13 protein-coding genes are annotated in these 24,715 nt (G+C 71.9%); 3 read left to right on the top strand and 10 right to left on the bottom strand.

Annotation, left to right across the window (positions count from 1 at the left end; genetic code table 11):
- Positions 1–2 precede the first annotated feature (2 nt).
- The 3 genes from sctR to AK36_RS02920 all read left to right on the top strand — a co-directional run bounded on the left by sctR (position 3) and on the right by AK36_RS02920 (position 15,196).
- Entirely contained in the window at positions 3–677 is a 675-nt protein-coding gene (gene sctR / locus AK36_RS02930) for a type III secretion system export apparatus subunit SctR (RefSeq protein WP_011882597.1), read from the top strand.
- Positions 674–1,465 carry a lytic transglycosylase domain-containing protein gene (locus AK36_RS02925; RefSeq protein ID WP_045577816.1) on the top strand — a complete coding sequence of 264 codons (792 nt, stop codon included), beginning with the start codon at positions 674–676 and terminating at the stop codon, positions 1,463–1,465. The genes sctR and AK36_RS02925 overlap by 4 nt, the downstream gene beginning before the upstream one ends.
- 249 nt (positions 1,466–1,714) lie before the next feature.
- Entirely contained in the window at positions 1,715–15,196 is a 13,482-nt protein-coding gene (locus AK36_RS02920) for an LWXIA domain-containing protein (RefSeq protein WP_045577815.1), read from the top strand.
- Between the two features lie 96 nt (positions 15,197–15,292).
- On the opposite strand, the gene asnB is transcribed toward AK36_RS02920, so the two are convergent.
- From asnB to AK36_RS02870, 10 genes are all read right to left on the bottom strand, one after another.
- On the bottom strand, positions 15,293–17,260 hold the full coding sequence (asnB, locus tag AK36_RS02915) for an asparagine synthase (glutamine-hydrolyzing) (RefSeq protein ID WP_034194304.1): 1,968 nt from the start codon (positions 17,258–17,260) through the stop codon (positions 15,293–15,295).
- A 266-nt stretch (positions 17,261–17,526) separates the two neighbouring features.
- Positions 17,527–18,555, bottom strand: coding sequence for an EscU/YscU/HrcU family type III secretion system export apparatus switch protein (locus AK36_RS02910; protein WP_011882601.1), 1,029 nt, complete (start codon positions 18,553–18,555; stop codon positions 17,527–17,529).
- A gap of 25 nt (positions 18,556–18,580) precedes the next feature.
- The gene (gene sctT / locus AK36_RS02905) at positions 18,581–19,390 is read right to left on the bottom strand and encodes a type III secretion system export apparatus subunit SctT (RefSeq protein WP_045577814.1); all 810 of its coding nucleotides are present in this window, start codon (positions 19,388–19,390) and stop codon (positions 18,581–18,583) included.
- On the bottom strand, positions 19,384–20,157 hold the full coding sequence (locus AK36_RS02900; protein ID WP_014725400.1) for a hypothetical protein: 774 nt from the start codon (positions 20,155–20,157) through the stop codon (positions 19,384–19,386). Before AK36_RS02900 ends, sctT begins: the two co-directional genes overlap by 7 nt.
- Entirely contained in the window at positions 20,150–21,541 is a 1,392-nt protein-coding gene (locus AK36_RS02895; protein ID WP_045577813.1) for a FliI/YscN family ATPase, read from the bottom strand. The genes AK36_RS02900 and AK36_RS02895 overlap by 8 nt, the downstream gene beginning before the upstream one ends.
- Positions 21,538–22,155, bottom strand: coding sequence for a type III secretion system stator protein SctL (gene sctL / locus AK36_RS02890; protein WP_034194308.1), 618 nt, complete (start codon positions 22,153–22,155; stop codon positions 21,538–21,540). The genes AK36_RS02895 and sctL overlap by 4 nt, the downstream gene beginning before the upstream one ends.
- The gene (locus AK36_RS02885; protein WP_011882606.1) at positions 22,137–22,877 is read right to left on the bottom strand and encodes a SctK family type III secretion system sorting platform protein; all 741 of its coding nucleotides are present in this window, start codon (positions 22,875–22,877) and stop codon (positions 22,137–22,139) included. Before AK36_RS02885 ends, sctL begins: the two co-directional genes overlap by 19 nt.
- Positions 22,874–23,767, bottom strand: a complete 894-nt coding sequence (sctJ, locus tag AK36_RS02880) for a type III secretion system inner membrane ring lipoprotein SctJ (RefSeq protein ID WP_014725404.1) — start codon at positions 23,765–23,767, stop codon at positions 22,874–22,876. The genes AK36_RS02885 and sctJ overlap by 4 nt, the downstream gene beginning before the upstream one ends.
- 52 nt (positions 23,768–23,819) lie before the next feature.
- The gene (locus AK36_RS02875) at positions 23,820–24,305 is read right to left on the bottom strand and encodes a hypothetical protein (protein WP_011882608.1); all 486 of its coding nucleotides are present in this window, start codon (positions 24,303–24,305) and stop codon (positions 23,820–23,822) included.
- A gap of 124 nt (positions 24,306–24,429) precedes the next feature.
- Positions 24,430–24,639 carry a hypothetical protein gene (locus AK36_RS02870; protein ID WP_011882609.1) on the bottom strand — a complete coding sequence of 70 codons (210 nt, stop codon included), beginning with the start codon at positions 24,637–24,639 and terminating at the stop codon, positions 24,430–24,432.
- Between the last annotated feature and the right edge of the window lie 76 nt (positions 24,640–24,715).

The raw sequence follows: 24,715 nt of genomic DNA, 5'->3' as shown, positions 1-24,715 counted from the left end.
CGATGGGCAATCTGCCGAATCCGGTCGCGCTGATCGCGGTGATCGCCGCACTCGGCATCGCGCCGTTCGCCGCGCTGATGGTGACGAGCTACACGAAGCTCGTGGTCGTGCTCGGCCTGCTGCGCTCCGCGCTCGGCATCCAGCAGGTGCCGCCGAACCTCGTGCTGAACGGCATCGCGCTGATCCTGTCGCTGTTCATCATGGCGCCGGTCGGGATGTCGATCCGCGACGCGCTGCAGGCGCGCCACTTCGATGCGGCGGGGCAGTTGTCGACCGCGGACATCGGCGTGCTCGCCGACGCCGCGCTGCCGCCGATCAAGGATTTCCTGGTCTCGCACACGCGCCAGCGCGACCGTGAATTCTTCGTGCGCACCGCGACGTCGGTGTGGCCGAAGAACCGCGCCGACGGCATCAAGGACGACGACCTGCTCGTGCTGGTGCCGAGCTTCACGCTCGCCGAGCTGACCAAGGCGTTCCAGATCGGCTTCGTGATCTATATCGTGTTCATCGTCGTCGACCTGCTGGTCGCGAACATCCTGCTCGCGCTCGGGATGCAGATGATCTCGCCGACGACGATCTCGGTGCCGTTCAAGCTGCTGCTGTTCGTCGCGCTCGACGGCTGGTCGCTGCTCGTGCACGGGCTCGTGCTGTCGTACCGCGTGGCGGGGGCGGGATGAACGCGCGCGCGCTGCGCTGCGTCGCCGCGGGCCTGTACGCGCTGGCCGCGCTGATGCTCGCGTGCTCGGGCCTGAACGTGCGCGACGCGCGCGCGGCCGGCAGCGCCGCGGCCTTCACGCAACTCGCGCGCGCGTGCGCGCCGAACGTCGATCCCGATACGCTCGCCGCGCTGGTGCGGACCGAATCCGGCTTCAATCCGTATGCGATCGGCGTGGTCGGCGGCCATCTGACGCGCCAGCCGGCGTCGCTCGACGAGGCGCGCGCGACCGCGAGCGAGCTGGCCGCGCGCGGCTTCAGCTACAGCGTCGGGCTCGCGCAGGTGAACGAGCGCAACTTCGCGAAATACGGGCTCGACGACGCGACGATGTTCGAACCGTGCCGCAACCTGCGCGCGGGCGGCGCGATCCTGACCGAGTGCTTCGCGCGCTCGTCGAACACCGGCCGCTCGCCGCAGGCCGCGTTGCGCGCGGCGCTGTCCTGCTACTACAGCGGCAACTTCACGACCGGCTTCTCGAGCGGCTACGTGAGCCGCGTCGTCGCCAGCGCACAGCGCAATGCGCGCGAGGGCGGCGTCGAGCCGATCCCGGTCGTGCGCGACGTGCCGCCGCCGGCGCGGCAGCGGCGCATGGACGCGGTCGCGACCACGCCGCCCGAGCGCGCGCGACGGCTGCCCTCGGCGGCGGCGGCGGACGCGCCGTCGTGCCATGCGCGCCCCGTCGTGATGATGTGTCGCGGCTTGCCGGCCAGCCAGGCGAAGCGGCTGTGCGTGCGGTGCCTCGACCAGTGACGGGCTGAGCGCGCGTCGGCGCATCGCCGGATGCGGGCCGTTTTCAGGGGTCGAACGACGCTGCCGCGCCGCACCGCCGCAGCCCGCGCCGCTCTCGTAGCGCGTGCGGCGCCGTCGCGCCGCGCGCCTCGCCGCGCTACGAAACAGCCGTGCGCCCGCCGCGATGCGCGTCCGTACACTCGAACGATCGCGGCGCGGCGTGTGGCGCGCCGTGCGCGCCGCGCATCGCGCGGCTCAACGGAGACGAGCATGCTGTCGATCGACGGACTGGGACTGGGTGTCAACTGGCAGCGCTTCCTGTCGGAAACGCTGAATCCGGTCGTCGCGCCGCCGCCCCCGCCGCCGAAGCAGGACGATCCGGCAGCCGGCCCCGCGAACCCGACCGTGACGCCGCCGATCCCAGTCACCGCGTCGCTGGGCACCGACCCGGCCAAGCCGACCAACGCGGAAATCCAGTCGGCCACGTCGCTGATCCAGAGCATGGCCGCGCAGTACACGGCGCCGCCGCCCGACATCACGGTGGAGAACGACAAGACGACCGCCGTGCAGAAGGCGATCCAGGGCGCGCAGACCAAGTACGACAACGCGTCGCAGGCGCTGCAAGGCGCGCAGAACGTGCTGCACCTGGCGAACCGCGACCCGGAGTCGACGCCCGCCGAGCGCAAGAGCGCGCAGGCCGACTATGCGAAGGCGCGCGCGGCCGCCGACGACGCGCAGCGCGAGCTGAACGTGACGACCGACGCCGGCTACATGATCCTGTACGGCGAGCAGGCGAACGCCGACATGCCGGCCGGGATGAAGCTCGACGATTCCGGCAAGGTGACGGACCCCGGCGACGCGCAGCACGCGGCCGACCAGCAGCTCAAGACGCTGATCGCGGCATTCCCCGATCACCCGGACGATCCGAACTGGGCGCCGCAGGCGAGCGACTGCAAGAACCCGCTGCAGATCCGGCTTTATGACGACTGGCAGAAGGCGCAGGCGCATGCGTCGGCCGGCTCGGCGAAGTTTTTCGCGGACGTCGCGAACTCCAATCTCGCGTACGCGCAATTCCAGTCGTACCTCGCCGATCCCGACTACAAGGCGGCGCTCGATGCGGGCGTCGGCCGGCTCAACGATGCGTTGCAGCCGCTCGACCTGCAGGTGTCGATGCCCGACGCGCCGGATTCCGCGGATGCGGCGCAGACGACCGTCACGGCCGCGGCCAAGGACGCGAACTACGCGAATGCCGCACTCGCGGCGGCAAACGACAACGTGACGCTCGCCCAGGCGCAGCAGCAGTCCGATGCCGACAACGGCAAGGAAGGGCCGACGGTGATCGTGCCCGACGCGATCGCCAAGGACAAGACGGCGCTCGCTCATGCGCAGGTCACGGCGGGCACCAGCAGCAGCTATCTGCAGATGCTGGCCGCGCAGCAGCAGGCCGACACGTTGCAGGCGAACTACCACGGCAAGCTCGCTCGCCTGTCCGACGATCCGAGCGAGCCGTACCAGCAGCTGCAGCTCGCGAAGCAGCAGGCCGGCATCGCGCACGACGCGTTCGTGGTCGCGTACGGCGCCTCGCTCGCGCAGCAGTACGACGACCAGGCCGCGCAGATCGAGGCGAGCGTCAAGCCGCCCGCGCGCCCCTCGCCGTTCAACACGGCGAACCCGTCTCAGCTGTTCGCGCCGCCGCCGTGGAACACGACGGGCACCTCAGCGAACGGCACCCCCACGAACGCGGCGCCGCTGTTTTCGTCGCCGTTGCCGAAGACGAACGCCGCAGGCGCGCCGAACGCCAACGGCGCGCCGAACGGCAGCCAGCCGTTGTGGAACACGTCGCCGTTGCTGAACGGCCCGCTGTCGTTCGCGCCGGCGGATGCGGCGGCGAACCCGGCCACGCCGTCCGGCCCGACGCTGCTCGACGCGAAACGCCTGCGCGTCACCGCGGGCGCCATCCGCGCCGCCGGCAACCGGCTGTCGAATCTGGTCAACGAGCGTGCGACCGGCGCGGCGCTCACCGAAGCGCGCAACCAGCAAGCGCAGAAGCACGCGACGCTCGCGACGATCCAGCAGCAATACGACGACTGGCAGGCCTCGCATCCGGCGCCGACGCGCTTCCGGCAGCTCGCCGACGGCGACATCCTGCCCGCGTATACGCCGCCGCTGCCGAACCCGAACCAGACCCAGCTCGATCAGGCGAAGAAGGATGCGCAGAACGCCGACAACACCGTGCAGCGGCTGCAGTTGCTGAGCGAGTCGGCCCACCAGCAGGTGCTGCTGGACCAGTTCGACGCGGGACTCGAAGAGCGGCTGCGCTATGCCGATCCGAATTCCGACGCGTACAAGGACTACCAGAGCGCGCAGCACGATTTCTACGAGGCACACCGCAGCGAGTTGTCGAACACGCTGCTCGACGCGGCGAGCGCGAGCACCGGCAAAGGCGCGACCATCGACTTCGGCAAGCTGAGCGACACGCAGCAGCGCAATCTGATCGGCGTCGCGCTCGGCATGGCGCCGGACGTCGGCGGCGACGCGTCGTCGAACACGTCCATCGCGACCGACACGCAGACGCATTTCACCAACAAGGACAAGCTGTCGACGATCGACAGCGTGCGCGACCAGCTGCTGAAAGTCGGCGGCGGCGCGACGACGCAGGTCAGCGTGCTGCCGATGGTGTATGCGGCGAAGGATGCCGGCATGACCACCAGCGCGCTGTTCAAGGTCAGCGGCAAGGGCGACACGCAGTACGTCGACGAGACGGCAAGCACCTACGACGACATCAACGACTACATCGACAACAACGAGCTGTCGAAGGACGGCACCGTCGACATCGCCACCGGCCACAACGCGGACGGCACGCTGCAGCTCGTCTCGAAGGCCGCGCACCACGAGAGCGGCTTCGACAGCTTCATGAACACGCTGACCAGCACCGGCCTGAACATCGGCATGATGGTCGGCGGGATGGCGCTCGAAGGCCTCGGCACGCTGCTCGACGGCACCGTCGTCGGCGCGGTCGTCGGCGTGCCGCTGAACCTGCTCGGCGCGGGGATGATGTACACCGCGATCGGCGCGACGGTGACGAGCGCCGGGCTCGATCTGGCCAACCGCGCCGACCACGGCCGCAGCATCAATCCGTTCACTGACGCGGGTGCGCGGATGGACTTCATCAATCTCGTGCCGATGGGCGCCGCGGGCGCCGCGAAGCTGGCCGGCGCCAAGCTGTTCACGCGCACCGTGACGGCGCTCACGCGCACGCCGAAAGTCGCGTCGGTGCTCGCCGGCGGCACGAAGGCCACCGCGGTCGTGACCGGTCTGGGCGCCGGCTTCGAGGCGTTCGGCGAAGCCGGCTACGACTACTTCGTCACCGGCGACAAGAAGGCCGCCGGCGAGGAGCTCAAGTCGGGGCTGACGAACGTCGCGCTGATGGCCGCGGGCGGCCTCAAGGAGCGCGTGGTCACGTCGGTGCGCACGGGCACCGGCAGGCCGATACCGATCCGCGGTGCGGACGGCAAGACCGTCAGCGTGGACAGTCTGACGATCGGCCGGATCCTCAACAAGGGCGACGACGCGTCGCTCGCGGCCGGCCGCACGCGCGTGACGCTCGACGGCGAGGCCGTCACCGTGTCGCCGGACGGCACGCTGCGCGTCGGCGACAAGATCCTGACCTACGAAGACCAGCCGATTCGCGTGCTCGACCGCACGTCGCGCAACGCGTTGCCCGCGGGCAAATTCGTCGTGCTCGGCGAAGACGGCAAGCTGTCGGTCGTCTCCGCCTCCGACAAGAGCTGGACCAACGGCACGCGGATCGACTCGGTGACCGACACCGGCGAGCGGCTGTCGTTCGGCGACGGCGGCGGCATGAGCACGACGCCGAAGGTCGTGGCGAGAACACCGCTCGAACTGCTCGACCGCACGCTGCAGCAGGCGCGCGACGAATACGCGGCCGCCCGCGACGAACAGGCGCCGCGCAGCCTCGCGCAAGCGGCCGAGCAAGGCGAGACGGCCAGCGCCGCGAACGACGCGCGCAGCACGCGGCGCACGAGCCAGGAACGCGCGCGCGTCGACGCGCAGCGCGACGAGGCCGCGGCCGAGCGCGCGACCGACGCGAACCTCGACCGGCGCAGCGCCGACGCCCAGGCGCTGCGCTACCGGCCGCTCGACGCCGACGCGTCGCCCGGCGCGGGCGCGCGCACGACGCCTGCCGCGGCACGCCCGCGTATCGACGTCCGGGTCGTCGACCTGACCGGCGCGAAGCCCGCCGCGCGCGCGGCGACGGCCGATCCGGCCGGCATCTCGGTGCCGCGCGGACCGAGCGCGGAACCGCTCGCGGTCGGCGGCCGCACGCTCTACATCGTGCGCGACGGCGACGCGCCGCATAGCGCGTCGCCCGCCGCCGCGCGCACGCCGAAGCTCGACGAACCGATCGTCGTGATCGCCGGCGAGCACGACGCGCAACTCGCACCCGAGCTTGCGAACCGCTGGGACAAGCCCGTCTATGCGGCGACGCCCGAGGCGCTCGACGCCGACGGTCAGCTGCGCGCCGACGCGCGCACGCTGCGTTTCGATCCGGCGCCCGACGGCGTCGCGCTCGCGGGCGACGCCGAAGCGGCACCGCACACGTCGCCCGCCCGCGCGCCAGGCGACGCGCCGGTGATCGTGCTCGCCGGCAAGCGCGGGCCGAACGAGCCGGCGCTGCCGCGTCCCGCCGCGACGCCGCGGCCGCTGAAGGCGCTCGACGGCCGCTTCAGCGCGCCGAACCGCGTGCTGGTGCTGGTCAAGTCCGAGCGCAGCGCAGCGCCCGAGCGTGCGCCGGCACACGGCGAGACCGCGCCGCCGCGCGAGCGCGCAGGCGGCGGCGCCGCGCGGCCCGTGTCACACCACGACGTCGCCCTCGCCTACGATGCCGACCTGGTGGCCGCGCATCCGGAGATCAGCGAAGCCGCGCCGCCCGAAGCGGCCGCGTCCGGCCCCGGCTGGTTCACGCGGATGCAGATGCGTTTCGGCGGTGCGCCGGTGCCCGACACCGTGCTGGCGCTCGCCTCGCAGTCGGCGACGCTCGTCACGCAGCTGCGCATGCTGAGCGACGGCGGCTGGCGCGTGAAGGTCGGCAAGCGCGGCGGCGGCAGCCACATCGATGTGCGCAAGCGCGTGATGACGATCGACGGCGCGCTTCAGGAGCCGGGCAGCATCACCTACACACTCGCGAGCGAGGCACGCCAGGCGGTCGAGGCGATGGCCGGCGCGCTAGACCTCGACTACGGCAGCCGCAGCCGCTTCACGCGCAAGGCGCTCGAAGCGGAGGCGCGCGCGCAGATCAACGCGTTCGAGGCGCGCTACGAGATCGCGCTGTCGACCGGCGTCGACATCGCCGAACACGCGCAGCTGCCCGATGCGATCGCGCGCGAAGGCGTCGACTGGCACGGGCCGACGAGCGATTACACGGGCACGGTCGCGCGGCTCGCCGAAAACTTCGCCGATGCGCCGGTGGCCGCTCGCGACGCGCAGACCTACCGCGAGTTCTACGACGACGTGTGGGCGCGCCAGAAGCGCCGCGGCGGCGTCCCGCGCCGGATGCCCGCGCCGCGGATGCAGCCCGCCGACGGCCAGGACGGCACCGCGCCGGCCGGCCGGCAGCAGCTCGACGCGCGCACCGCGTGGAGCTACGCGCACGCCGTGCTCGAGTCGCCGTTCGGCGAGCGCCCGGCGCCCGATGCCGCCACGTTGCAGGCGCGCCGCGACGGCCACATGTCGACGTTCGCCGACGGCGACGTGCTGGTGCTGCATGCGGACACGCTGCCCGACGGCACGCTGCTCGTCGACGGCAAGCCGGTGAGCGCGCACGAATACGCGCTCGCGATGGCGCCGTGGCCCACGCTCAGGCAGGCGGACACGATCGTGCTGTCCGCCGGGCAAGGCGGCTACGAAGCGGCCGCGCGGCTCGCGAACGTGTGGCAGCGCGCCGTCTACGCGCCGCCCGAGCATGCGGTCGGCGCCGACGCGACGGTGCACGACACGCGCATGTTCCACCGCTTCGACCCCGCGCCCGCCGCGCCGCACGCGCTCGGCGAACTCGCGGCCGACGCCGACGGCGTGCATCTGGCCGGCGATCCGGCCAGCCGGATCGACATCGACGGCAACGTCGGCGAACTGCTCGGCGCCGGCGCGCGCAAGACGGCGTTCGCACTCGGCGACGACGCCGCGCTCGCCACCGTCGACCGCAGCCCGAAGCCGCCCGGCGCACCGCAGGAACCGCTGACGCCCGAAGCGCAGCGCGCCGCCGACGAGCAGCTCGTGCGCGACGAGCAACGCGCGCTCGCACAGCTGGAACAGTGGGGCATCCGCACCGTTCGGCTGGACGGCCCGTTCCGCGCGCTCGGCGACCGCGTCTCCGCGCTGTCGCTCCCGCTCGGCGTGTTCCACAGCGACGAATTCGCGAGCGGCCGCCTGCCGCCCGCGGTGGCGCGCGCGGCCATCCAGAACGTGTTGAAGACGCGCGAGGTGCTCGAGCAACACGAGGTCGGCTTCGACCTGCAAGGCATCTTCACGCGCTCGGGCGATTTTCTGGTCTGCGATCCCGGCCCGATCCTGAACACCTACGCGGCGCACACGCTGTCGCTGTCGCGCCTGTTTGAGATCGAGAAAGGCATTCACCGCTGGATCGAGCAGCACGGCGTCGACGCGCTCGATTCGGCGCTCGATCCGGCCCGCGACCCGACGCCGCTGGCCGACGATGCGTTCGTGCAGAAGCCGTCGGTGATCACGCGCGTGCGCATGCGGGTGGGCGGCGCGCCGCTGCCGGCCGAGGTCAGCGCGCTCGCGCAGCGCTCCGGCACGCTCGCGGCGCAACTGCGCATGCTCGACGCGAACGGCTGGCGCGTGCGCGTCGGCAAGCGCGGCGGCGGCAGCCGGATCGACACGAAGCACCGGCGCGTGACGATCGACGGCGCAGCGGCCGGCCCCGGCTGGATGACCTACGTGCTCGCGCACGAAACGCAGCATGCGGTCGACGCGATCGAGGGCACGCTCGGCCTCGACTACAGCGGCCGCGGCCGCTTCACGCGCACCGCCCTCGAAGCCGAGGCGCGCGCGCAGCTCAACGCATTCGAGGCCCGCTACGAGATCCGGATGGCGAGCGGCATCGACATCGCCGCGAACGTGCGGCTGCCCGACGCGCTGCAGGCGGAAGCCGACGCATGGCCGGCCGCGCGCGGCGACGCCGGCGCGCTCGCACGGCTCGCCGACGCGTTCGCCGAGGCACCGGTGTCGGGCGCGCGCGGCAAGACCTACACGGAGTTTTACGGCGACGCGTACGATCGCGGCCCCGGCCGGCGCGCGCGCGCGATGCCGGCGCCCGAGACGCGCGCCGCACACGACGGCGATGGCGAGCGCGACGCGCCGACGACGATGCGCGAGATCCAGGCGCAGCGCGCGGCATGGTCGCAGGCGCATGCGGAACGCGACGCGTCGCCGTTCGGCGCGAGCGGAGCGCCGCCGGTCGACACGCTCGCGCTGCTGCGCGACGGCCGCGTGCTGCTCGACATGGGCCAGCGCATCGCGATCGTGCCGGCCGACACGCTGCGCGACGGCACGCTGCTCGGCCCCGACGGGCAGCCGGTCGGTCCGCACGAGTTCACGCTGCTCAACGCGCCGCCGTCCGATTACGGCTACACGACGATCCTGGCGGCGCGGCATGCGAACGAAGGCGGCGCCGCGCAGCTCGCGAACCTGTGGCAGCGCGCGATCTACACCGTCCATCCCGACGCGATCGGCGCGGACGGCATGCCGACCGACCTGTCGGCAATGAACCGCTACGTGCCGGCGAGCTATCGCCAGCCGTCGCTCGGCGAGCTGTCTGTCGACGGCGCGCACGGCACGCTCCATCTCGACGGCGCGCCCGGTCGGCCGGTCGATCCGGCCGATTACCTCGGGCCGGTGCTCGGCTCGGGCGCGTACAAGACGGTGTTCGACGGCGGCGCCGGCCAGGCGCTCGGCGTCTACCGCGACGGCTCGATCGACGGCCTCGCCGATGCGTACGAAGCGGTCGAGCTCGAGCAAGGCGGGCTCAAGACGCTGAGCGAGGTCTACGAGCTGCCGACCAGCACCACCGACGGGCCGTTCTCGGTCGTGAACCGCGTGGGCGTCGTGCTGAAGCCGTCCGCGCAGTTGAGCAGCGTCGACGTCGAGTTCGACATCGGCCTGCCGACCGTGGTGTCGAGCCGCGGCCTGACGGATCTCGCCCGCATCCGTCGCGTCACGCAGGACCACCATCTGCTGTACGACTTCCAGGTGCTGTTCGGCCGCAACGGCGACGTGATGCTGCACGATCCCGGCGAAGTGCTGCCGCACGGCGATCCGCACGGCACCGTGCTCGCGCGGATCGACGAAGTCGCCGCGAAGATCCACGCCGGGCTCAGGCACGGCCGCATCAAGCTCGCGCATCCCGCGTTCGACGAGGCCGGCGCGTATGCGCCGCGCCGCGGCGCGATCGCGCACGTCGTCATGACCTTCCGCGGCATCGTGCTGAGGATGCAGGCCCACGCGCTGGCGCGCCGCTCGCCGACGCTGCGCGCGCAGCTGCGGCTCGCGCGCGCCGACGGCTGGAAGGTGAACCTCGGCGCGCCCGGCGGCGGTCAGTATGTCGATGCGGCGCGACGCAGGATCGTGCTCGACGGCAACACGCGCCGCGCCGGCACGCTGGTGTTCGCGCTCGCGCATGAAGCGCAGCACAGCGTCGACCTCGCCACCGACACGCTCGGCCTCGACCGCAGCAGCCCCGACGCGTACGTGAAAAGCCTGCTGCTCGCCGAAGCGCGTGCGCAGCTCAACGCGTATCGCGTGCGCGCCGAAATCCTCGCGGCGGGCGGCCCCGACGTCGCCGCGCACGTGCAGCTGCCGGCGACGCTCGCGCGCGCGGCGGAACACGCATTTGCCAGCGGCGAGCCGGCCGCGCTCGATGCGCTCGCCGACGCGTTCGGCGAGATCCGCACGTCGCTGCCCGGCACGCCGACCTATCGCGCGCTGTACGGCGAGCAGGCGCGCGCCGAGCTCGCGGGCGAGCCGGCGCCGCTGACGCTGGCGGCCCCGGCCACGGGACGCGGCGGCGGGCGGCGCGGCGGCGCCCGGTCGGGCCGCAACGCGCTCGACAGCGCCGAGATGACGCGTGCGCGCGCGTGGCTCGACGCGCGCGGGATGCGCACGCTCAAGCGCGTCGACGGCGCCGATGCGGCGTCGCTGCGCGCGCTCGTGCGCCAGACCGGCACCGATACCGTGCTGCTGATCACGCGCGCCGGCAAGATCACGCCCGCGGCGGTGCCCGAGGTGGTCGCGACCGCACGGATCGATGCGAACGGCGCCATCGCGCAACCGAAGTTCGTCGGCGGCAAGCTCACGCCCGACGAGCAGCAATCGCTCACGGCCGCGCTCGATCCCGCCCACGACGCGGCCGACCCCGCACCGGCCGCGGCCGCGCGCGCGGGCTTCGCGTTCCATGCGTCGCCGGTGTCGCTCAAGCAGCTGCAGGCGCTCGGCGGGATGGCGAAGATCGAGTACGCAGGCGACGGCAAGGTCGTCGAATTCACGCGGCGCGGCCGCGTGAGCAGCCGCTACGTCGATGCGATCGGCGCGCTCGCCGATGCGAAGCACTATCGCAGCGCGCACAAGGCGCTCGGCGCGGCCGGCCGGACCGACACCATCTACGCGATCGACCGCACGACGGGCGAGCTGCGCGGCCATGCGACCTACGATGCCGCGAGCGGTTCGTGGAACTACCACGAGAAGGCGCCGCTGGCGCAGACGCGCATCGGCGAGCGGCCGCTGCGCGACGCCTATCCGCGCCGCGCGCAGGTGCGCGTGCGGCCGCACGGCAAACCGCACGGCGTGCCGCTCACGCGGGCGCGCCGGCATGGCGTGTCGTTCGTGGTCAGCAGCATCGATCCGGCCATGCTCGAACAGGTCGGCAATCGCTTCGATGCGCCGAAGCCGCCGAAGGCCGACAAGCCGGACAGGCTGCCGCGGCCCGGGCTGCGCTACCTCGGCCAGCTCGGCATCACCAAGACGCTTAACGCGCCGCGCCGCGTCGCGCTGTTGACGCGCAACCGCACCGCGGCGCTGCTCGGCCGCGCCCGCACGGGCGCCGCGCTGCCTGCTGCCGGGGCGGCGGCGGCGAGCGTGCCGCTGTTCGACCGGAACCTGCTGCCGTCGGGCAAGCACGCGGCGCTGGATTTCAGCGGCCACAATGCGGTGCATCTGCTGAGTGCGGCCGAGTTCGGCGCGCTCGATGCGGGCAAGCATCACATCTACGTGTACGACACGAGCGACCCGCTCACCCACCGGCTCGACACGCCGCAGGGCGTGCTGGTGCCGGACGCGAAGGGCAAGCTGACGTGGCACGACTGGCAGAATCCGGGCGCGCCCGGCGTGCCGCTCGAATCGTCGCCGATCGGCGCGGGGCCTTACGGCGCCGACACCCATCTGCTGCTCACCGAGCTGACGCCGGCCGAACTCGCGGACCACGCGCGCGGCACGCGCCTTGCCGCGCTGAACCGGCGCGTCGAGTATCTGGACGGGATCGCGAAGGACACGTCGCCGAGCACCTTCGCGTCGCTGCGCAACTGGGCAAGCGACGCGGCCCGCGAAACGCGCAGCGCACGCAAGGCGCTGAAGAAGGAAATCAAGGCCGCGACCAAGGCCGCGAAGCGCCAGGGGCTGCCCGAGCCGGCCTATCCGGAGCTCAAGCTGCGCCCGTACCAGCCGTCGCTCGTCAGCACGACGCTGGTCGAATGGAAGCGCCTGTATGGCGACGGCAACGTGCCCGACCTGTTCGCGCACCTCGAGCGGATCGACGCGCTCGCGAAGCACGAGCGCGATTCGCGCCTGCCGCCGCTCGAGCTGACCGACGCGACGGCCACGACGCCGCCGCCCGCGACGATGGCCGATGCCGCCGCATGGCGCGGCACCGGCCTGCCGTTGTACGTGGCGCGCGACTGGTCGGGCGGCGGCGCGCGCTACGCGCCGGTGCCGTTCTCCAGGCGTGCGCAGCGCGGCCTCAGCACGGCCGCCGCCACCGACCGCGCGCTGCGGCGCGCCGTGCTCGGCGCCGGCGACGCGGTGCGCAACCGCCTCGTGCCGATGAGCCGTGCGTACCGGCTGTCCGACGATCCGGCCGAATTCGTCGCGCAGACGCGTCGCCACGGCGGCGTCATGCCGGTCGTGACGATCCCGATCGATCCGCACACGCTGAACGCGACGCGCGGCGCGAAGCACGACCCGGAATTCGTCGGCGACGTGAAGTCGATCGGCGACCAGCGCAAGGCGAAGATCGACTACTGGGAAGGCACCATCACCGGCGAAAACGGCAAGGTCATGCACCTCGACGACCTGACCCGCGAGAACCTGCACCGCTGGCTCGACGCGGCGTCGGAGGCCGGCTTCCTGCTGCGCCTCGAGATGGCGCCCGCGCGCGCGCTCGTGTCGGCCGCCGACTACCGGCACCTCGCGGGCACCAACGACGGCTATCACCATCACGCACGCCTCGGCGCGCTGCTCGAATCGTGGGCCGCCGAGCACGAAGGTGAACCCGCGCCGCACGTGATGGTCACGTTCCACGGCTGGGACGCGGTGCCGGAGCCGGTGCCCGGCGCCGGGCACCTCGAGCTGCTCGACTCGCTGCTCGATCGCCCCACGCTCGAATGGGTGCACGTCGGCCTGTCGTATGCGACGCACGGCGCCGACTTCATCGCGAACCAGGAGCTGACGACCGCGCTGGCGAAGCGGCTCGTCGAGCGCGCCGTGGACGAATACGCGCAGCCCGACGGCCTCGACGCACCGCGCAGCAAGCTCGCGCGGCTGCACGGCACGGACGCGCTGACGCGCGTGTTCGAGCGCGTCGACCGCGACACGCTGGCCGACCAGCACCAGATGCTGCTGGCCGAGATCGAGCGGATCGGCCGCGAAAAGGGTCTCACGCCCGCGCAGATCGCCGAATTGCGCCAGCGCCTGTACGAAGGCAACACGACGCGCCTGCTGCATCGCGCGCGCTACGCGACGGCGAAGTTCGCGACCGACGCATGGCACGCCGACCCGAGCCGCGCGCCGTCCGAGAAGTCCCGCGAGCGCAAGTTCAACGAGGCCTGGCTGAAGGACGTCGGCGCCCGGCTGCGCGCGCCGCAGCAGGATACGACGCTGGTCGACGGCAGCACCGTCGCGGCGGGGCTCGAACCGTGGCGCGAAGTGGTCCGGCGGCCGGCGCTGATGGTCGACGCGTCGCTGCCGGTCAGCGAGAGCCGCCTGATCAGCGCGCAGGCGGCCGACTACGTGAAGCCGGGCGATCCGCTCGCCGCCTTCGCGGAGCTCAATGCGCTGCGCCTGCAGCAGATGGAACGCTCGTGGTCGGTGCTCAGCTGGAAGAACGTGCTGTCGGGGCTGGTCGGGATCGGCGCCGGCATCGCCGTCCACCATATCGGCCTGACGCCGACCGACTACAAGCAGGCGGCCAACGCGACCTTCGTCGGCGTGCGGACCGGCCGGCTCGTGCAGGCGCTGCATCAGGACACGCTGCGCGCGCTGCAAAGCGGCGATCCGCGGCTGTTCAACCACGTGATCGATCGCTTCATCAACGGGCTCAACAACCAGTTGTCGGCGCACCGGATGGACGAGGCGCAACGTCGCGCGTCGCTGGTGCGGCTGGCGGGCGAAGGCCGCGCGAAGATCAACCTGCAGCTCGAACTGCACGGCCGCAACGCGCTGTCCGCCGACAAGACGGTCGAGTACACGAAGCTGCTCGCGAACGACATGATCCAGCAGATGCAGGGCGTGCTGGCCGGCACGTCGATCCAGCAGTTGCACCACGGCAATCCGCGCCGCTTCCTCGGCAAGGTGGGCCGCACGGCCGCGATCGCGGGTTATGCGAGCCTCGGCGAGATGTCGCTGCATACGCTGCTGCAGGATCCGTCGCTGGTGCCGCTGCTGGGCACCACCGGCGCGGTGCTGGGCCTCACCTACACCGGCCTCGTGCAGGCCAGCGCGTTCACCCACCTGAGCATCGAACGGCGCAGCCGCTTCGTGCGCTTCATCGACACCGCGTCCGACCTCGCGAGCATCGCCGGCGGCTATATCGCGCCGTTCGTGGGCGCGGCCGCGACGATCCACACCAACCTGCCGACGGCGATCGCGTCGCTCAGCTCGGCCACGCTGCTCGCGCTCGCCCGCGCCGACACGCATTTCCCGAACCTGACCAAGCGCGTCACCGGCAAGATGCCGACGATCCTGCTGCTCGCGCCGATCGGGATCTACGTCGGCAACTGGGTTTATACGGCGGTCAGTGGCGGCAGCAGCAGCGGCAATGGCAGTAACAACGGCAACAACAACACGCCGCCGTCGAACGGCACCACGCACCACGGCAGCGCGCCTTCCGCGCCTGGTCTGCCTTCCGCGCCGGCCGTGCCGCCCCTGCCGCCATCGGGCACGCACGCGCACGTCGCGCCCGCGGCGCCGCCCACGACACCGACGACGCCGCAGACGCCGGCCGCCGCGCAGCCGTACATCGTCGTCGCCGGCGATTCGCTGTGGGTGATCGCCGACCGGCATCGGCAGTCGCTGCTCGATGCCGCGCACGTGTCGCGCGCCGATCAGCAAGGGTTGACGCGCGACCAGCAGGACGCGCGCGCACTGACCGAAATCCTGCAGCTCAATCCGTCGGTCGCGGGCGATCCGAACCAGTTGTCGGTCGGTACGCCGCTGAACATCGGTTGAGCGGCGTCGGAGTGTGAGCCTCGAACGGCCTGAACCGGCAAGGACGGGGGCCGTTCGCGGGCCTCCGCGTGTTGCGCATCGCGTTTCACCCGGCCGTCACGCAGCGCGCTGTCCCTCGAGCCACGCCTGGAACATCAGCACCGTCCACAGCTGATGCTGCCAGTTCATCCGGCCCGTCAGATGCTGGCGCCACAGCCGCTCGACCGCCGCCGCGTCGAAGAAGCCTTCGGCGCGCAACCGCGACGGCTCCAGCAAGGCTTCGGCCCAGTCGCGCAACGCGCCGCGCAGCCAGTGATCGACCGGCGCGCAGAAGCCCTGCTTCGGCCGGTCGATCAGCGCGCGCGGCACGTACTGATCGAGCAGCCGGCGCAGCAGCGCCTTCGGCTGCCCCTGCGGCAGCCGCACCGCGGCCGGCAGCCGCCACGCGAATTCGACGACGTGATGATCGAGGAACGGCATGCGCGTCTCGAGGCCGACGGCCATCGCCGCGCGGTCGACCTTCGCGAGAATGTCGGTCGGCAGGTACGTGAGCGTGTCGATCGCCATCGCCTGCTCGGCGAAGCTCAGATGCGCGGGCCACGCGGACACCGTGTCGAGCGGCGTCGGCGGCTCCTGGCCGGCGAGCGCGAGGCGCTCGGGATGATGGACCGACGACATCAGCAGCCGGTACAGCCCGATGCGGCTCTCGGCCGTCATCACGTGGCCGAGCTTGTGCAGCCGGTCGCCGATGCGCGACGCGCCGTCGCGCGCGTCCACGCCGCCCCAGGCGCCCTGCGCGACGGCCGCGAGCTGGTCCGCGTGGTCGGGCCGCAGCGCGTGCAGCGCGGCCGCGATCCGCGCGCGCACCGCGGCCGGCACGCGATGCAGCTTGCGCCACAGGCGCGGCGTGAGGAAGTAGCGCGTATAGCCGCCGAACAGCTCGTCGCCGCCGTCGCCGGACAGGCTCACCTTGACGTGCCGGCGCGTCAGCTCCGACACGAGAAAGGTCGGGATCTGCGAGGCATCGGAGAACGGCTCGTCGTAGATCGACGGCAGCTTCGGCACGACGGCGAGCGCATGGTCGGCCGTCACGTAGAGCTCGGTGTGGCGCGTGCCGAGGTGGCGCGCGACCGCCTTCGCATAGCCGGCCTCGTCGTAGCCGGCCTCGTGAAAGCCGATCGTGAACGTGTCGACCGGCTTGGCCGACTGCGCCTGCATCAGCGCGACGATCGCCGACGAATCGATGCCGCCCGACAGGAATGCGCCGAGCGGCACGTCGGCCTCCATCTGGCGCGCGACGGCCTGGCGCAGCACGGCGTCGAGCTGGCCGACGGCGTCGTCGGCGTTGCCGTCGAACGGCCGCTCGCGGCCGGCTTCGATCGCCTGCTCGAGCGTCCAGTACGCGCGCACGCGCGGCGTGTCGCGCGCATGCTCGAACTGGATGAAGGTGCCGGGCGGCAGCTTGCTGATGCCGCGATAGATCGTATGCGGCGCGGGCACGCTCGACTGGCGCAGGTACAGGCACAGCGCGTCTCGATCGACCGCGCCGTCGAAGCCCGGATAGCCACGCAGCGCCTTGAGCTCGGACGCGAACACCAGCGCGTCGCCGATCCGGCCGTAGTACAGCGGCTTCTCGCCGATCCGGTCGCGCGCGAGGGTCAGCACCCGCGACGCGCGGTTCCACAGCGCGAATGCGAACATGCCGGTCGCGCGCCGCAGCGTCGCGTCGACGCCCCACGCGGCGATCGCCGCGACCAGCACTTCGCTGTCCGAGCGGCCGCGCCACGCGGGGGCGCGCCCCGTGCGTTCGAGTTCCGCGCGCAGTTCGCGATGGTTGTAGATTTCGCCGTTGAAGACGAGGACGTAACGGCCGCACGCGGAGGCCATCGGCTGCCGGCCCTGCACCGACAGATCGACGATCGCGAGCCGCCGGTGGCCGAGCGCGATGCCGGCCTCCGGATCGACCCACATGCCCTGCCCGTCCGGCCCGCGATGCGCGAGGCTCGCCGTCATGCGCGCAAGCGTGCCGCGCGCTGTCTCCTCATCGAAGGCGACGCTATTCAGAAAGCCGTCGATTCCGCACATTGGTTTGTCTGCCCCTGTTGACCCGATCCGGCAACGGCGGCGCGACTTCGCGGCCCGCCGCCCGGTTGACGGTCGAGCCATCTTACGAAGAAATAAATCAGCAATAATTCCCGCGCGAAACGGTGCTGCTACCGAAAAAAAACGGCGTCAAGCGGCTGCCCCACCGTGCGCGAAAATGGGCGCGGAGATTCGCACAGCATGCGCTGCGCGCGCGGGCTGCGACCCTGCATTCGATGATGGATTCGTTCGCATGAGCCGCGCATCCACTACGCGCCGGTCGCCCATTTGAGCAACTGCGCGACCTCGCGGAAATGCTGCTGCTGGATCGTGCCGTTCTCCGGCGTGGTTTCGTACAGCGCATGCGCGAGCCCGACGTTCGCGAGCGTCGGGCGCAGCGCGTCACGCGCGAGCCGCACGATCCGTTCGGCCGCCTCGCCTTCGCCGCGCGCGAGCACCCAAGGCAACGAGCCGATCCCGCCGTAATAGAGCGCGACCGCGACGCGCGGCGAATAGACGACCACCGACGCGTAACCGATGCGGTCCGGCAGCGCCGCGAACTGCGCTTCGCGCGCGAGCTGCCGGCGCTTCGCCGCGATATGCGGATCGCCTTCGTCCTCCTTGTGCTCGCGCCGCACCTCGTCGATCGACATCTTCATCTTCTGGTTGAACTCGTGCCGCTGATGCACGATGTCGATCAGCGCCATCACGACGTAGATCAGCGCGGCCCAGCCGAACAGCAGCATCAGGAGCTTCACGATCAGCGCGAGGATCGACACCGGCCGCGTGAAGCCCGCCTGCACCGACGGATCGAGCGACTCGACGATCAGCCAGCCGAGCGTGGCGACCAGCAGCACGGTCTTCAGCAGCATCTTCGCGAGGTTCACGAGGTTGCGCATCGACCACATGTTCTTCAGCCCCTCGGCCGGATTGAGCCGCGACAGCTGCGGCACGAGGCGGCTCCATGCCATCACGCCGCCGACCTGCACGAAGCCCGCGAGCAGGCCGGCGAGCAGCCCCGCCGCGACGATCTGCGCGGACAGCAGCGCCCAGTCGCGCGCGGCGCCGTCCACCAGCACCGCGAGCCGCGCGGCCGGGTCGGCCGCGCCGGCCGCGTCGAACACCAGCCGGAACAGCGCCTGCAGCCGCGCGAACAGCGTGCCGAGGCCGACCGCTAGCGCGACGCACACGCCGACGAAGAACGCCGACGACACCGTCTCCGCGCTCTTCGGCACGTCGCCTTTTTCGCGCGCCTCGCGCAGGCGCTTCGCGGTCGGCTGCTGGTTCTTTTCGGCCATCGTCGCTCCGTCGCCGCGCCGGCCGTCACGCGCCGCCGTGCGCGGCGAACAGCGCGCGCAGCAGCGCCATCAAGCCGCTGTCGGGGCTCAGCAGCGCATGCAGCGACGCGTACACGACGGGCAGGAACAGCACCATCATCAGCACCGCGAGCGCGCTCTTGAGCGGCTGCGAGAACACGAAGACATTCAGCTGCGGCACCGCGCGCCCGACCAGCCCGATGCCGAGCTCGACCAGTACCAGCACGATGATCACCGGCGCGGCGAGCTTCACCATCCATTCGAAGATCGTGTCGGTCTGCCGCACGACGAAGGTCTGCAGCATCGACGGGAGATCGGGGCCGAGCGAGCCGATCGGCCACCACGCATACGACTGCGCGAACAGCTGCACGAGCACCTGCAGGCCGCCCGCCGTGACGAACAGCGCGAGCGCGACGAAGTTGAGGAAGCCGGAGGTCGGGCCGCCTTCGTGGCCGCCCATCGGATCGAAGAACGCGGCGCTGCCGCTGCCCGTCTGGAAGTCGATCAGGAAGCCGACGCCCTGGATCGCGAACAGCACCGCGCTGAACGCGCCCGCGAGCAGCAGGCCGACCACCGCCTCCTTCGCGACGAGCAGGCACCACATGAGAAACGGCAGCGACGCGACCTGTGCCGGATCGATCGCCGGCGCGACGAACGCCGCGATCACGACGGCGATCCCGTTGCGCACGAGGCCCGTGATGATCTGCTCGTTGAACACCGGCACGATCAGCATGATCGGCAACAGGCGCGGCATTACGTAAAGCAGCGGACGCAGCGTGCCGGCGATGTCGTTGAAGTTCGTCGCTTGATCTAGCATCGGCGCTCCGTGGGCACGGGCACGGGTGCGGGCGCTGTGTCGTCGAAGTGCGGAGATGGGTGGGCGGAGGCAGCTGCCGTATCTGCGGCATCGCTCGTATTGTCTGCATTGTCTGCGTTGTCTGTGCTGGCTGCATCGGCTGCGCTGGCTGCATTGGCTACATCGCCCACATCCCCCCCCGCCTCCGCCGCGCCCCCGACCATCTCCGCATCGAACGCCGCCGTCATCTCCGGCTGGCTGCGCGCAGCATGGCCATCCGCGCCGCCCGCGGCCCACACGCCGGCCGTCGCGAAGCGACGCACCGCGTGCGCATCGGCGACTTCGTCGGCCTCGCGCTCGACGCGCGCGGCGCGCGCATGCAGCGCCTTCTCGCCCGCCTTGTCGAGCTTGTCCTCGGCCGCCTTCGCCTTGCGCGCGGCGCGCTGCAGGTCGGCGAGCGTCGCCTCGTGATCGCGATGCACGTGCGCGGCCTCGCTGACCGACGCATTCGCGACGCCGATATGGCGGTCGAACGTGCGCGTGTCGGCCGCCGCGTTCTGCAGCGCGCGCGCCTCGCGCACGTCGTCGGCGAGGCGCGCCTGGATCGCCGCCTTCGCGGCGACCTGCTGCGCGAGCTGCGCCTGCGCGGCGTCGAGCGCGCGCCGGCTCTGCGCGGCGACGCCCTGCTGGCGCGCGGCCGCGACGCGCGCGATCTGGCTGCGCATCTCGCGCACGCGCCTGAGCCGCGCGAGCGTCGCGAGCACGATGCGGTCGTCGGCTTCAGACATGATCGTTCGCGAGCCGCGTCAGCTTCGCGAGCAGCGCGTCGAAGCGCACGTCCTCGTGCGACGCCTGCGCGCAGAACGCACCGATCGCGTCGCGCGCGCGCAGCGCGAGATCGCCGAGCCGGTCGCTGCCTTCGCGATACTCACCGATCTGCACGAGCAGCTCGATCTCCTGGTACTTCGCGATCAGCTCGCGCACGCGCGCGGCCGCATGCTGATGCGTGCGGCTCGCGACGAGCGGCATCACGCGCGACAGGCTCGCGAGCACGTCGATCGCCGGATAGCGGTTCGCGAGCGCGATCTTGCGCGACAGCACGATGTGGCCGTCGAGGATCGAGCGCACCTCCTCGGCGATCGGGTCGGACTCCTCGTCGCCCTCGACCAGCACCGTGTACAGCGCGGTGATCGAGCCGCGCGCGCCCTGCCCCGCGCGCTCCAGCAGCCGCGGCAGCACCGCGAACGTCGACGGCGGGAAGCTGCGCCGGGTCGGCGGCTCGCCGCTCGCGAGGCCGACCTCGCGCTGCGCGCGCGCGAAGCGCGTCAGCGAATCGACCAGCAACAGCACGCGCTTGCCCGCATCGCGGAAGTGCTCGGCGATCGCGGTCGCGACGAGCGCCGATTTCACGCGCTCCATCGCCGGGCGATCGGACGTCGACACGACGACGATCGAGCGCGCGCGCACCTCCGGCGACAGGCTGTGCTCGATGAACTCGCGCACTTCGCGGCCGCGCTCGCCGACCAGCGCGATCACGTTCACGTCGGCCTGCGCGCCGCGCGCGATCATCCCGAGCAGCGTGCTCTTGCCGACGCCGGACGGCGCGAAGATGCCGACCCGCTGGCCGACGCCGAGCGTCATCAGCCCGTCGATCACGCGCACGCCGGTCGGAAACGGCGTGTCGATCAGCTTGCGCGCGAGCGGGTTCGGCGGATCCTGCTGGGTCGACACCCAGGCGGCGCCCGTCACCGGCCCGAGATCGTCGAGCGGCCGCCCGAGCCCGTCGAGCACGCGGCCGAACAGCGCGTCGCCGACCGCGAACACGTGCTCGCGGCCGGACGGCACGACCGTCGTTTCCGGCGACAGGCCGGTCACGTCGCCGAGCGGCGTGAGCAGCGTGGTCTGCCGCGAGAAGCCGACCACTTCGGCGAGCAGCGTCGGCTGGTTCGGCGTGCGCAGCTCGCAGATCTCGCCGAGCCGCGCGCGGATGCCGGTCGCATTGAGGATCTGCCCGACCGCGTGATTCACGCGGCCCTGCACCGACACTGGCGAGAAGAACGCGAGCCCGGCGTCGAGATCGCCGACCAGACGGCCGCCATCGAACGGCGCGCCGTCGCCGTCGTCGCTACCGCCGCCGCCGAACGGGCGCGGTTCGTCGAGCGGCGCGTTCATCGCGGCACGTCCCGGCGAATCGCCTGGCGCAGCGCGTCGATCTGCAGGTCCAGGCTCGCGTCGATGCGCCCGGACGGCGTCTCGACCGTGCACGCATGACGCTCGAGCTGCGCATCCTCGACGATGCGGATGCGCTGCCGGTTCGACTGGCCGGCGAACGCACGGTCGAGCGCGTCGCGCATCTCGTCCTGACGGCCCGGCGCGACGCGCACGATCAGGAACGCCTCGTCGCGCACGAGCGGCGCGATGCGCGCGAGCGCGGCCTCGTAGAGCGTCTGCGTGCTCATCTCGCCGACGATCGCGCGCACGGCCTTCACGACGATGTCGGCCATCGCGTCCTTCATCGACTCCATCGTGCGCGCGGCGGCCAGCGCCTGCGTGTAGGCCTGCGCCGCATGCTCGCGCTGCGCGCGGCGCATCCCTTCGTCGTAGCCGGCCGCCTGACGCCTGTCGAACTCGCGCTGCGCGTCGGCGACGATGCGCGCCGCCTCGTCGCGCGCGGTCGCGATCACCGCGGATGCGTCGAGCAGCGCCGCGTATTCGCGCTCCTTGAGCACCTTGCGCTCCGACAGCAGCTGCAGGTTGTCGCTCGTGATCAGAAAAGCCAGTCCCATGACGCAAGCCTCTCGGGAATCAGAAACAGGAACAGCAACTCGCCGAACTGGTCGCGCTGCGCGCGATTGAGCCAGTACGGCGCTTCGTCGTCGCACGCACGGTTGAATTTCAGCCGCGCGCGCACGCCGACCGCGTCGCCGGCCACGCCGATGAAATCGGCCAGCAGCCGCGCGCCGCGCGCGCGGATCACCGCCGGCAGCGCGGCCGGATCGGCGCGCCACGGCTCGAGCGTGTCGGCGAGCGCGCCGAACTCCGGCGCGCGCTCGAGCGCCAGCTCCAGCGCGTCGCCGCCGAGCTTCGCCGCGACTTCCGCGCGAATGCGCCGCACGTTCAGCGCGTCGCGCAGCCAGCCGCGATGCAGCAGCAGCCCCGCGTACGCCGCGAGCTGCTCGAGCGCCGCGCCCGGCAGCAGCGCGAGCCGCGCACACGGATCGGCGACGTCGAAGTCGTAACGGCCGGCCACGCCGTGCGCGTCGAGCAGATGTCGCGCGAGCAGCCTGCGGCCGGCCGGACCGAACGCGTCGAGCGAACGGTAGCGCGCAGGCCATGCGGCCGGCACGCGCGTCACGTGCAGATAGCGGTCCGGGCGCAGATTGAATTCGCACACGAGCGCGTGAAACGCCGCGCGCCGCGCGGCAGGCGGCGCGCCGAGCGGCTGCAGCCACGGCAGCGGCACGGCGTCGGGCGCGGCACCCGGCGACGCGGCGTGCACCTCGCTCATGCGCCGTCGCGCGCGCCGTCGGGCGTGCGCAAGCCGCCGCCCGTCTGCGCAGCGCCCGCGCCTGCCGCATTGCCGCCCGCGACGCCGCGCGGCGTGCCGACCAGCGCAGCGACCCGCGCGCCGAACATGCCGCGCCGCGCGGCCGACAGCGCGATCACCGCGCCGGTCAGCAGGATCAGCGCGAACACCAGCCAGCCGAGCGGCGAGCGCAGCCGCAGGAGGTCCGACACCGCGCTGCCGATCCCGTCGACGCGCGTCGCGCGCGCGGCGGCCGGCTGCAGGAACAGCGACACGTTGTCGTACTGCAGCCCCTCGATGCTGTGCGCGACCAGATCCTTCACCATCGGCGCCATCGCGCGCAGGTCGACGCCGGGCCGGTAGCGGATGTACACGGCGGCCGACGACGGCTTGATCTTGTCGGCGAGCGGATCGTTCTCCGGAATCACGACCTGCACGCGCGCGACCACCACGCCCTCGATGTCCTGCAGCGTGCGCGACAGGTCCTGCGACACGCCGTACAGATAGCGCACGCGCTCCTCGGCGGGCGTCGACACCAGCCCCTGCTTCTGGAACAGCTCGCCGAGGCTCGCGTAGCTCGGCTTCGGCAGCCCGTTCGCCTGCAGCACGGTCAGCGCCGACTGCATGTCGCCATCGGCGACGCTCACCTGCCACGCGTTGCGATCGGACGTGTCGCGCGCGTCGTTGTCCTTCGACGCGCCGATGCCCGCATCGCCGAGCACGGCGACCATCTGGTTCGCGTCGCGCTCGGACAGGCCCGAGTACAGCTCCTTCTGGCAGCCCGCGAGCAGCGCGAGCAGCCCCGCGAGCAGCGCGCGCGCCGCCCGGCTGCGCCACGCGTGCGTGCGCGGCGTCGAATCGATCGTCGTCATCGTTTGTCCGCTTCAGGGCCCGCGGCCGCGTCGGGCCGCGCGCCGGCCGTCGTCACTCCTGCGTCTTCAGCACCGTGTGCGTGAAGCCGTTCGCCGCCTGCGCGACCGACAGGCTCAACTGGTATTCCGAAATCGTGGTGGTCGCCGTCCACTGGAAGTCCATCGCCTGCACCATCGTCATCAGCGGGTCGCGGCGATTGTCCGCCATCGACGTCAGCATCTCGGCGCGATGCTTGTCGATGTTCGCGTACCGCGTGTCGAGATCGTTGCCGTACGTGCGCAAGCGCTCGACGAGCGACGCATGGTTCGCCTGCGCGGGCGTCGCGGGCGTCATCTGCACGGCCGGCGCCGCATCGGCCGGCGCGCGCGACATCGCGACGCCCGCTGCCGACGGCGACGACCCGCCCGCTGCCCCCGGCTGCATCAATGCATCGAACTGGCGCACCTGCGCCGGATCGGACGCCGCGCCCGCCTGCTGTGCGGCGCCCGCGAGCGCGGCCGCGCCCGGCGGCGCCGCGCCTACGCCTGTTACCGACATGATCGTGTCCTCCTTGACCGGCAAAGCCGGAAACGAGCCGGCCGGCGCGCGTCCAGGTCCGCGCGGGCGCCCGTCGCGGGCAGCCCGTGCACGTGGCATCGCGCGGCGCGGCCGGCGACCGCCGTCATGCGCGGCCGGCCGAACTCAGGTGTTGCGCAACCTGGGCGTTCGCCGTCCCTTCCTGCGCGGTCACTGCGTTGCTGGTTTCGAACGTCGCGGTCGACTGCTGGACCTGGAAGTTGATCTTCGTGAGTTCCAGCTGCGTCTTGGTGAGGTCGTCCGCCTGCTTCTGCACGTCGCCCGTATTGCTCACACTGCCTGTCGAGTTACCCATGCTGCGCTCCTTTACGTGAACCACGATTCCCGATCCGGCCGCGGCCCCATGCCGCGCCGGCGACGTGACGCGCCGC

This window comes from Burkholderia vietnamiensis LMG 10929 (assembly GCF_000959445.1).
Taxonomy (GTDB): domain Bacteria; phylum Pseudomonadota; class Gammaproteobacteria; order Burkholderiales; family Burkholderiaceae; genus Burkholderia; species Burkholderia vietnamiensis.
Note: the sequence above shows the minus strand (reverse complement) of the source record. Positions and strands in the feature narration are given on the sequence as shown.

What these genes read in the sequence shown, in the direction of transcription:
- AK36_RS02920 (WP_045577815.1), top strand. Translation starts at nt 1,715, where the DNA reads ATGCTGTCGATCGACGGACTGGGACTGGGTGTCAACTGGCAGCGCTTC.
- AK36_RS02910 (WP_011882601.1), bottom strand. Translation starts at nt 18,555, where the DNA reads ATGGCCGAAAAGAACCAGCAGCCGACCGCGAAGCGCCTGCGCGAGGCG.
- AK36_RS02925 (WP_045577816.1), top strand. Translation starts at nt 674, where the DNA reads ATGAACGCGCGCGCGCTGCGCTGCGTCGCCGCGGGCCTGTACGCGCTG.
- AK36_RS02870 (WP_011882609.1), bottom strand. Translation starts at nt 24,639, where the DNA reads ATGGGTAACTCGACAGGCAGTGTGAGCAATACGGGCGACGTGCAGAAG.
- sctR (WP_011882597.1), top strand. Translation starts at nt 3, where the DNA reads ATGGGCAATCTGCCGAATCCGGTCGCGCTGATCGCGGTGATCGCCGCA.
- AK36_RS02900 (WP_014725400.1), bottom strand. Translation starts at nt 20,157, where the DNA reads ATGTCTGAAGCCGACGACCGCATCGTGCTCGCGACGCTCGCGCGGCTC.
- AK36_RS02885 (WP_011882606.1), bottom strand. Translation starts at nt 22,877, where the DNA reads ATGAGCGAGGTGCACGCCGCGTCGCCGGGTGCCGCGCCCGACGCCGTG.
- asnB (WP_034194304.1), bottom strand. Translation starts at nt 17,260, where the DNA reads ATGTGCGGAATCGACGGCTTTCTGAATAGCGTCGCCTTCGATGAGGAG.
- sctJ (WP_014725404.1), bottom strand. Translation starts at nt 23,767, where the DNA reads ATGACGACGATCGATTCGACGCCGCGCACGCACGCGTGGCGCAGCCGG.
- AK36_RS02875 (WP_011882608.1), bottom strand. Translation starts at nt 24,305, where the DNA reads ATGTCGGTAACAGGCGTAGGCGCGGCGCCGCCGGGCGCGGCCGCGCTC.
- sctT (WP_045577814.1), bottom strand. Translation starts at nt 19,390, where the DNA reads ATGCTAGATCAAGCGACGAACTTCAACGACATCGCCGGCACGCTGCGT.
- AK36_RS02895 (WP_045577813.1), bottom strand. Translation starts at nt 21,541, where the DNA reads ATGAACGCGCCGCTCGACGAACCGCGCCCGTTCGGCGGCGGCGGTAGC.
- sctL (WP_034194308.1), bottom strand. Translation starts at nt 22,155, where the DNA reads ATGGGACTGGCTTTTCTGATCACGAGCGACAACCTGCAGCTGCTGTCG.